Origin of the sequence: Dietzia sp. HMSC21D01 (genome assembly GCF_001815995.1) — a bacterium.
Lineage (GTDB): Bacteria > Actinomycetota > Actinomycetes > Mycobacteriales > Mycobacteriaceae > Dietzia > Dietzia cinnamea.
On record NZ_KV823940.1, the window covers coordinates 1 to 9,491 of the forward strand.

General features: G+C 71.8%; 9 protein-coding genes. 5 read left to right on the plus strand and 4 right to left on the minus strand.

Annotated features, from left to right (window positions below; genetic code table 11):
• Positions 1 to 202 precede the first annotated feature (202 nt).
• Positions 203 to 1,000 carry a DUF5642 family protein gene (locus HMPREF3086_RS09995; RefSeq protein WP_070721641.1) on the plus strand — a complete coding sequence of 266 codons (798 nt, stop codon included), beginning with the start codon at positions 203 to 205 and terminating at the stop codon, positions 998 to 1,000.
• A gap of 38 nt (positions 1,001 to 1,038) precedes the next feature.
• On the opposite strand, the gene HMPREF3086_RS10000 is transcribed toward HMPREF3086_RS09995, so the two are convergent.
• On the minus strand, positions 1,039 to 1,893 hold the full coding sequence (locus HMPREF3086_RS10000; protein ID WP_061915406.1) for an alpha/beta fold hydrolase: 855 nt from the start codon (positions 1,891 to 1,893) through the stop codon (positions 1,039 to 1,041).
• A 248-nt stretch (positions 1,894 to 2,141) separates the two neighbouring features.
• Here HMPREF3086_RS10000 and HMPREF3086_RS10005 point away from each other — a divergent pair, with 248 nt between their 5' ends.
• The 3 genes from HMPREF3086_RS10005 to HMPREF3086_RS10015 all read left to right on the plus strand — a co-directional run bounded on the left by HMPREF3086_RS10005 (position 2,142) and on the right by HMPREF3086_RS10015 (position 4,222).
• Positions 2,142 to 2,594, plus strand: a complete 453-nt coding sequence (locus HMPREF3086_RS10005; RefSeq protein ID WP_061227977.1) for a limonene-1,2-epoxide hydrolase family protein — start codon at positions 2,142 to 2,144, stop codon at positions 2,592 to 2,594.
• Between the two features lie 210 nt (positions 2,595 to 2,804).
• Positions 2,805 to 3,581, plus strand: a complete 777-nt coding sequence (locus HMPREF3086_RS10010) for an SDR family NAD(P)-dependent oxidoreductase (protein WP_070721642.1) — start codon at positions 2,805 to 2,807, stop codon at positions 3,579 to 3,581.
• A 104-nt stretch (positions 3,582 to 3,685) separates the two neighbouring features.
• Positions 3,686 to 4,222, plus strand: coding sequence for a ferritin (locus HMPREF3086_RS10015; RefSeq protein ID WP_007632120.1), 537 nt, complete (start codon positions 3,686 to 3,688; stop codon positions 4,220 to 4,222).
• A gap of 48 nt (positions 4,223 to 4,270) precedes the next feature.
• Here HMPREF3086_RS10015 and HMPREF3086_RS10020 read toward each other — a convergent pair whose 3' ends face one another.
• From HMPREF3086_RS10020 to HMPREF3086_RS10030, 3 genes are all read right to left on the minus strand, one after another.
• Positions 4,271 to 5,917: an ATP-binding cassette domain-containing protein gene (locus HMPREF3086_RS10020; RefSeq protein ID WP_070721644.1), complete on the minus strand. Its 1,647-nt coding sequence runs from the start codon at positions 5,915 to 5,917 to the stop codon at positions 4,271 to 4,273.
• A gap of 529 nt (positions 5,918 to 6,446) precedes the next feature.
• Positions 6,447 to 7,505 (minus strand): membrane protein insertase YidC, encoded by a 1,059-nt coding sequence (yidC, locus tag HMPREF3086_RS10025; RefSeq protein WP_061227974.1) that lies wholly within the window; start codon positions 7,503 to 7,505, stop codon positions 6,447 to 6,449.
• Between the two features lie 119 nt (positions 7,506 to 7,624).
• Positions 7,625 to 8,701 (minus strand): UDP-N-acetylmuramate dehydrogenase, encoded by a 1,077-nt coding sequence (locus HMPREF3086_RS10030; protein ID WP_070721646.1) that lies wholly within the window; start codon positions 8,699 to 8,701, stop codon positions 7,625 to 7,627.
• Between the two features lie 149 nt (positions 8,702 to 8,850).
• Here HMPREF3086_RS10030 and HMPREF3086_RS10035 point away from each other — a divergent pair, with 149 nt between their 5' ends.
• Positions 8,851 to 9,351, plus strand: coding sequence for a DUF2505 domain-containing protein (locus tag HMPREF3086_RS10035; RefSeq protein WP_061227973.1), 501 nt, complete (start codon positions 8,851 to 8,853; stop codon positions 9,349 to 9,351).
• Positions 9,352 to 9,491 lie beyond the last annotated feature (140 nt).

Here is a 9,491-nt window from a genome sequence, read left to right on the forward strand (position 1 = left end):
GGGTGCCGCGGGGTACACGTTGCGGGGGCGGGTGGGTGCCACTGAGCCGGGACACAGCGGTGGTGCGCAGCCCTCCCGGGATTTTTCGACGACGACGAGGCGGGCATCCACTCCCCCGGCGGGTTGGCATACCCCTCGACGGGTGCGTCGGTATAGCGTCTGGCGCAGCCGTTATCAACAGCCACCACACGCGGAGGAAATCATGAGCATTCGTCGGCTCGGTATCGCACTCGCCCTGGGGGCCGCCGTCAGCGCGGCATCGTGTTCCTCCGACGCCGGTGAGCAGGCCGAATCGGCTGCCTCGGACGCTGGTGCTTCGGCGGCGTCGGCGGTGGACGAGGCCGGTGACGCGGTGTCCGGGGCCATGGATGACGCAAGCGACGAGCCCACCGACGCTTCGCCGCAGGACCTGCTGCTGACGCCGGAGGAGGCGGGGCCCATGCCGATGCAGGCGGCCGATCCCGCGTTGTTGGCGCAGGCGGGCGCGGGGCTCGAGATGCCCGAGGGCATGGAGCTCGAGGTCGATCCGCCGGAGTGCGCCGACGCCGCCGACATGAACGCCACCCTCGCCGGTGACGTCTCCGACGGTGGTCTGGCTGCGCTCATGGGTGGTGGCGAGGATGGCTCGGCCATGTTCACCGTGCAGGTGCTGCGGACCGGCGTGTCGTTCGACGAGTACCAGACCAACTGGGAGAGCTGCGCCGAGGTGCGGTTCTCCGGTCAGGCCCTGGGGATCACCGGCACCTCGGCCGAGGTCGACGCTCCGGAGATCGAGGGCGCCGACGAGGTGCTCGCACGGACCTCGGACACGCAGGTCGAGGCACTCGGTGAGGGTGGGCGCATGACGAACATCGTCTACCTGACCGAGGTCCGCGGCGTGAAGGTCCTCGCCGGCGCCATGACGGCCCCGGACAGCGGGGGCGAAATCGGCCCCGACGCCGAGGCGGAGCTGGCGGACCTCCTGACCAAGCAGGTCGAGAAGGTCAACAACGCCGGCTGACCCGTCCCGGCGTCAGAGTCCGCCGTCAGAGTCATGCGTCAGAGTCCGGCGGTGAAGGAGTCGAGCTCGGCGAGGAACTTCGACGTCTCCTCGAGAAAGGGCGCGTGGGCGGATTCGGCGAAGCCCACGTAACGGCCGCCGGGGACCATCTCGGCGTTGGCCTGACCGGCGGACGGCAGCACCACGCCGTCGTGCTCACCGTGGATCACCAGCGCGGGGATGCCCAGGCCGCGCAGGGTCTCGTCGTTGTCCACACGCCGGGTGAGCAACTTCTGGCGGACCGCCGGCGGGGTGGCGAGCGACAGTCCGAAGATCCGCTGGCCGCTGGTGCCGTCGCCGCCGCGCATCATGGCGCTGCCGAAGCTCGCCAGGGCGGCCACGGCCTTTCGGGGGTCCTCGTCGAACGCGCCGTTCGACGTCACCTCGATCATCGCCGGTCCGATCGCGCCGCCGGCGGAGCGGGAGACCGAGGTCACGGCGCCGCAGAGCACGATCCCGGCCACCCGGTCCTCGCCGCGCGCGGCCAGGTAGTCGGAGACCACTATCCCGCCGTACGACCAGCCCAGCAGGATCGCCCCGGCCCCCTCGCCGATGCCGGCGGCGTCGAGGACCGCCTCCACGTCGTCGGCCCACTGGGCGGCCGAGTCGTAGCCCGCCTCGGCGACGTCGGAGTGTCCGTGGCCGCGCAGGTCCATCGCCACCACCCGGAACCGGGTCGCCAGTTCGGCCAGCAGCTCGGGCCCCCAGCAGGCGCTCGACTGGGCCCAGCCGTGGATCAGCACGAGCGGGCGCGCAGCGGGGTCGCCGAGCACGCGGTAGGCGATGGCGGCGCCGTCCGACGAGACGGTGGAGGCGACGGTCTGGGTGGACGAGGGGGTGCTGGCTGAGGTCATGTCGGTCATCGTGCCAGCAGTTCCGCATCCGCACGGCCGGTCGCGGCCATGCGCCCCCACGCGACCAGTCCCGCCTCGACCCACGCGCCCGGACCGGCTTGCGCGTGGAATCTGCTCGCTCGTGCCTGGGTCACGCGCCCGGAATGGACCAGACCGGACGCGTAAGTCCGGAGCGGGTCCGGAGCAGGTGGGTCGCTGACCGTGCCGTTGCGCGCCCCGGAACCGACGGTTGCGATTATCGTGGGCCAATGGCTGTCACCACCACGCAAACGGACCCCGACGTCGTCGTCCGGGTGTTCTTCGACGCCCTCGCCTCCGGCTCGACCTCCGCCGCGGCCGAACTGGTCTCCGACGACGTGTGGTGGGCGAACATCGGCCTGCCGACGATGCGGGGAAAGCGGGCCGTCGTCAGCGCGATCGCCGCGATGCACCGCAGCATGCACTTCGGGGTGCAGACCCACCACCTCGCGGTGTCCGCCCCCTCGGACCCCACCGATCCCCGCTCCCCCCACGTCGTTCTGACCGAGCGCACGGACACGCTGGGCGTCGGCCCGTTCCGCTGCGACTTCTGGGTGTGCGGGCGCCTCGAGGTCCGTGGCGGTCTGGTCTGCGGGTGGCAGGACTACTTCTCCACCGCCGACATCGCCCGCGGCACGGTCCGCGGACTGATCGGGATGCTCCCCGGCCTGCGTCGCGGCTGAGTCGGCAGGCCGCGCACGCGCACGACCCGGTGTCGCCCACCTCCAGGCGGCAGCGGGGTCGCCGTCGTCATATCCCACGCGCCACTTCTCCCGCGCCGCTTCTCTCGCGCGAATCCTCCCTCGCCGCCTCGTCTCCCGCCCGGGACCGTCATCGCCCTCGACCGCCGCAACCATCGCCCCACTCGGCCGTCGCCCCTTACCCTCTAAGCTATGATCGAGCACTCCGCCGCCCGAGACCGCCTGTCCGCCCTGCCCGCCGAGACCCACGTCGCCGTGGTGACCGGGGCGTCGTCCGGCATCGGGGAGGCGACCGCGCGCGAGCTGGCGCGGATGGGCTTCCACGTGGTGATTGGCGCGCGGCGCGTCGAGCGGCTGCAGGCGCTGGCGGACGAGATCGGGGGCACGGCCATGCCGCTCGACGTGACCGACGCGGACTCGTGCGAGGCGTTCTGCGCGGCCGTCCCCCGGCTGCACGTGCTGGTCAACAACGCCGGCGGCGCCAAGGGCACGACCAGCGTGATGGACGCCGACGAGGATCAGTGGCGTTGGATGTGGGAGACCAACGTCCTCGGCACGCTGCGCATGGTGCGCGGACTCATGCCGGTGCTGGTCGAGACGGGCGACGGGCTTGTCATCACCATCACCTCTATCGCCGCGATCGAGTCCTACGACAACGGCTCCGGCTACACGTCCGCCAAGCACGCGCAGGCCGTCCTGCACCGCACCCTCCGCGGCGAGCACCTCGGCCAGCCGGTGCGGTTCACCGAGATCGCGCCCGGCATGGTCGAGACCGAATTCTCGCGCGTGCGATTCGACGGCGACGACGACAAGGCGGCCGCCGTCTACCGTGGGCTGACCCCGATGGTCGCGCAGGATGTGGCGGAGATCGTCGGCTTCGTGGCCAGCAGGCCCTCGCACGTCAACCTGGACCAGATCGTGGTGAAGCCCCGCGACCAGCACTCCGCGACGCGCGCGCACCGGAGCTGACACCGGTAGGTGAGGCTGTCCAACCGAAAGGCAGGTTAGGCTATCTGACCTGGCAAAACGTCGGAAATCGCCATAGTCTGGCCCCCTACTGAAAGGGGCCCGCCATGGCCAGGAACAAGAACACCTTCGTCGATCTCCTCTCCGCTCAGGTCGGTCACGAGTTCGCCGCCAGCCAGCAGTACGTCGCGATCGCAGTGTGGGCGGACGCGCAGGACCTGCCGCAGCTCGCCGGGCGCTTCTACTCGCACAGCCTCGGTGAGCGGAACCACGCGATGATGATGGTCCAGTACATGCTCGACCGCGACATCCCCGTCACGATCCCCGCCGTCCCCGCCCCGGAGGCCCGGTTCAGCGGCCCCGCCGACGCGCTGCGCCTCGCGCTCGAGCAGGAGAAGCAGGTGACGCGGCAGATCGAGGACATGTTCCAGGCGGCCCGCGCCGAGTCCGACCCTCTCGGCGAGCAGTTCATGCTGTGGTTCCTGCGCGAGCAGGTCGAGGAGGTCGCCAACATGAACACGCTCGTCACGATCGCCGAGCGTGCGGCCGACGACTGGTTCCGCATCGAGGAGTACCTCGCCCGCGAGAACGACGCCTCCACCAACACCGGCACCCCGCCGTCGGTGGCCGGCGGCGCGGTCTGACGCACGCCCCACCGCGGTGGGCCGGGGCTCACCGCCGTGGGGCGGGACTCACCGCGGGGTGATCACGTCGTCCATCCCCACGCGGTCGCAGAAGCCGTCGTCGTGGCTGACCAGCAGCAACGCGCCCCGCCACCCCGAGAGGGCATCGGCCAGCACCTGCACCCCGTCCAGGTCGAGGTTGTTGGTCGGCTCGTCCAGCACCAGCAGCTGCGGGACCGGCCGGGCGAACAACCTCGCCGCGAGCGCCGCTCGAAGACGCTCGCCTCCGGAGAGTTCACCGAGTCCGCGCAGGCCCGCGTCGCCGATGAAGAGCAGCCGCGCCGCGTGGGCATGCGCCTCCTCCGCCGGCGCCTCGGGGCGGACGGCACGGATCGCGTCGACGACCGACCACTCCGGATGCTCGACGCGAAGATCCTGCGGCAGCAGGGCCCACGGGACGAGGGCGGCGTTGTCGTCGTCGCCCCGGTTGGCTCCGCTCGCCACCTCCGCTCCCCGCGTGCGGCCGGTCCCGCGCGACCCCGGCCCCGCGACGCCCTCGCCGAACAGGCGCCGCAGCAGAGTGGTCTTTCCACTGCCGTTCGGACCGGCCAGTCGTACCCGCGCCGGGCCGACGAGGTGGATCCGGCCGGCGACCGGATCGTCGGCGTCCAGCACGACCCGGCCCGCGGGGAGCCCGGGATCAGGCAAGTCGACGCGCAGCATCTCCTCCCGCCGCACGGCGGCGTCGGCCTCGCGCATACGCTCCTGCGCCTGCTCCACGCCCTTCGCGTGCGTGGCCCTGTAGCGTGCCGCCGACTCCTGGGCCTGCCGCTTGCGCATCCCCATGACGACCTTGGGCTCGCGCTTGTTCGCCTCCATCTTCCGGCCGTACCGCTCGCGCCGCGCCAGCACGACCTGCGCCTCGACCTTGTCCCGCTTCTGTGCGCGTAGTTCGTTGCGCGCCCCGGTCAGACTCTGCAGCGCGGCGGCCTGCTCGGACTCGATCACCTCGCGGTAGTGCGAGTACGGCCCACCGAACACCCGGCATCGGCCGGCCCGCATCTCGACGGTCGTCCCGGCCCGCTCGAGCAGGCCCAGGTCGTGACTCACCACGAGCGCGATGCGTTGCCCGCCGGCGACGAACCGGTCGATCGACGCGAACAGCCGCGCTCGCGCCCGCGAGTCCAGATTGTTGGTGGGCTCGTCGAGCAGGAGCACCCGCGGCTGCCCGAGGAGCCGACCTGCCAGCGCGGCGAGCGTGCGTTCCCCGCCGGACAGCGCGAGCACCGACCTGCCCAGGTCCGTGGGCAGGCCCAACTCGGCGAGCAGCGCGCCCGTCCGCTCGGCGATCGACCAGTCGTCGGCGAGGCGGGCGAAGTCGTCGTCGTCCCCCTCCCCCGCCTCGATCCGCGCCAACGCCGCCAGCTTCCCGCCCACGCCGAGCTCGTCGGCGAGGGTGCGTTCCGCGGGCGCGTCGGCGAGCAACTGCGGGAGGTAGGCGACGGTGGGCGGCAGGGCGGGCTCGCCTCCGATGCTGATCGATCCGCGAGTCGGGCGCAGCTCGCCGGCGATGAGGCGCAGCAGGGTGCTCTTGCCCGCGCCGTTGCGGCCGACGAGTGAGGTGAGGCCGGGACCGAGATTCAGGTCGAGGCCGTCGAAGAGCGGGGTGTCGTCGGGAAACGCGTACGCGACGTCCGACAGGACGAGGGATGACATGCGTGCTCCAGGGAGGTGGCGGATGGGCCGGGTCTCACCTGGGGTCGAGCACTGTCCTCGGGTCTCCTCGTCTCGGGTTCTCGGCCGTGCCCCTCGCGGCGCCGGTCTCCCGGGGTCGCGCCGTGCAGCTGCCGACGTACGCCGAGCAGACTACGCCCGCTGCGCGACAGTGGCAATGGTTCGGAGGGGTGTTCGTCGTGGAGCGGCCTCGGTCTCCCTCGCACCCGCCGTCGGCTCGGCTTCGGCGCGCTGCGCTCGGCGTCGCCAGGGCTGACGCCCTCGCCCTCGCCCTCGCCCTCGCCCTGGCCGATTCTGGTCGTAACCATCACGGGTTTTCGGCGAAATCGCCTGGATGGTTACGTCCATTTCCGCGCTGAGTACATCCAATCGCGGGGCTCGGGGTGCGGGCGGCGCGGGGTGCGGGGAAGCGCGGGGTGCGGGCGGCGCGGGGAGCGGGGAGGCGTGGAATGCGGGCGGCGCGGGGGTGCGTGCGGCGCGGGAGGCGCGAGAGGCGAAGCCTCGAGCCGGACTACATGAAGGCGCTGGGGGGAAGGCCCTCGCGGCTGCTCATGGGCAGCTCCTTCTCCAGCTTCTCCATGAAGATATGCGACTGCACGGCGGTCCAGATGTTGTTGGTGAGCCAGTAGAGGCCGATCGCGATGGGGAAGTTGAAGAAGTACGCGCCCACGATCGGGAAGAACGGGAACAGGTACATCATGATCTTCATCGACTGGTTCATCGACTCGGTCATCTGCTCGGCCATGGATTGGAAGTCCTGCGGCTTGCCGTCCGGCCCGGCGCCGGCGGCCGCGCCACCGGCCCCGGTGGTGGCGGGCGTGGGGGCGGCGGGCTTCTCGCCGTCGACCTCGAGCACCTCGCCGTCGACGACCGGGCCGCCGGCGCGCTCCTCGGCGTCCACGCGGGCCAGGGCGGCCTGCTCGGCGGCCTTGGCGGCCTTCTGCCGGCGGAAGGAGTTCCACATGTTGATGAACGTCGCGATGCCGGCCAGCACGAACAGCGGCACGGCCAGCATGAGGATGTCCTCGCGCACCAGCCCGGGGTGCAGGGAGTCCATGACCTCCTGCGGCATGCGGATGTAGGACGCCAGGGGCACGCCGAAGATCTCGGCGTTGAGGAACGACGACACCTGCTCGGGGCCGAACGCCCCGTTGGTCATCTGCGAGGCCTCCTCGATGGACTTGCCGGGAGGCGAGAAGTTGAGCAGCACGTAGTACAGGCCCAGGAACACGGGGATCTGCACGAGGAGCGGCAGGCAGCCGGCCAGGGGGTTGACCCCGGCGTCGGCGTACAGGGCCTGCATCTCCTTGGCCTGCTCCTGGCGGTCCTCGGGGGACTTGCGGTCCTTGTACTTGTTCTGCAGCTCCTTCATCTTGGGAGCGAGCTGCGCCATCTTGCGCATGGAGTACTGCTGCCGCCACATGGACCGCAGGAGCAGCAGGCGCACGGTCACCACCAGCAGGAGCACGGAGCCCACCCAGGCGACGCCCGAGTCGGGGTCCACCACGAAGCTCAGCGCCCAGTGCCAGAACTTCATGACGAGCGACACCGGATACGCGAACAGGTCCACGGGCGATTCTCCAGGGAAAACGGCGGCGCCGGGCGGGCGCACGGGGGCGTGACGAGCTTAGAAGGCCTGGGACCAGCGTGCCAGGGACGACCGGCGCGCCGGGCGGCGGGGTCAGCCTGTCAGATGTGGCAGCCCACCCACACGGGCTCGGGGTGCAGCTCCACGCCGAACGCCTCCCGCACGCCGTCGCGCACCTCGCGCGCCAGCGCGATGATGTCGTCGGACGTCGCCGCGCCCCTGTTGGTCAGCGCGAGCGTGTGCTTGGTGGACAGGCGGGCGGGGGACGACAACGAGGGGTGCCCCTTCCCGAAACCGGCCCGCTCTATGAGCCAGCCCGCGGAGAGCTTGACCCCGCCGGGCGCGGAGAAGGCGGGCATCTGCTCGGCCGGGCCGGACCCCAGACGGGCGGCCACCCGGGACCGCACCGTGGGGAGTTCCTCCTCGCGAATCACCGGGTTGGTGAAGAAGGACCCCGCGGACCAGGTGTCCTCGTCGTCGTCGTCGAGCACCATCCCCTTGCCGCGCCGCAGCTCCAGCACGGTACGCCGCACGACGGCGGGGTCGGTCCGCTCGCCCGGCGTCACGCCGAGGCGGCCGGCGAGCTCGGCGTACCGGATCGGCTCGCTGCGCCCCGCGGGGTCGAGTCGGAGCTCCACCTCGAGCACCACGGCGCGGTCGGTGTTCTTCAGGACCGACGTGCGGTAGGCCAGCCCCAGGGCCTCCGGGGTCACCCACTCATCGACGCCGGTCGCGCGGTCATACCACCGCACGCGGTGCAGGATCTGGGCGACCTCCACGCCGTACGCGCCGACGTTCTGCACGGGCGTCGCGCCGACGGACCCGGGGATTCCGGACAGGCACTCCAGCCCCCCGTACCCGCGGCCGACGGTGTCGACGACGAGGTCGTCCCAGGTCAGCCCGGCACCGGCGCGCACGACGAGACGGCCCTCGTCGGCGCCGGCGAGGTACTCGACCTCCCGGTTCCGCACGGCCACCACCACCAGGTCGAGGTCACCACCGGCGACCACCAGGTTGGACCCGCCGCCCAGCACCAGCACCGGGACCTCGGCGGCGTCGAGGGCGCGCACGGCGGCGACCACCGCCTCGGGCGTCGCGCACTCGAGCAGCGCTCGCGGACGGCCACCGATGCGCAGGGTCGTCAGGTCGGCCAGCCGCGCGCCGGCGGTCGCGGTGATGCCGGCGGCGCGGGTCAGCTCGGCGACGACCGGGTCGGCGGGGTGCGGCGCGGAGGTTCCGGCGGACCGCTGCGCGGCCGGGTGCACGGGGTCGGACGGGGGCGGGTTCACACGCCCGAGGGTAACCGGCGCTTGTAGGGTCGGACCCCATGGCGACCCGCTTCTCCCACAACGCCCGTATCGACGCCCCCATCGAGACCGTGTACTCGGCCTACGGCAGCGAGGAGTACTGGCGCGAGCGACTCCTGGCGGTGGGGACCGACAAGGACAGCCTCGACGACTTCGCCTCTACCGCGGACGGCGTCCGCGTGACCATCACGCAGCACATCCCGGAGGACGACATCCCCGACTCGGCCCGCAGGTTCCTGCCGGGCGAACTGACCATCGTGCGCACCAGCACCTACTCCGGCTTCGACGGTCGGACGTTCACCGGATCCGCGCGCGCCGAGGCGGCGGGTGGGCTGGGGCTCATCAGCGGCGACGCGACCGCAGTGGACCGGGACGGCGCCGCCGAGGAGTCGGTGTCCGGGCAGGTCAAGGTGTCGGTACCGCTGCTCGGCGGCAAGCTCGAGAAGATGGTGGTCTCGCACCTGGACCGGCTGTTCGAGGCCGAGTACCGGCACCTCAACCGCTGGACCGCCGCCCGCTGACCCACCGCCCGCACGCCCCCGCCCGGCGAAGTGGGTGCTGCACGCCGACGCCTTTTCGGTGACAATCGGAAGCGATGCAGCCGCCGAGAGACACCCAGCGACTTCCCGCCTTCGATCAGCCGGGCGTGCAGAACGCTCCC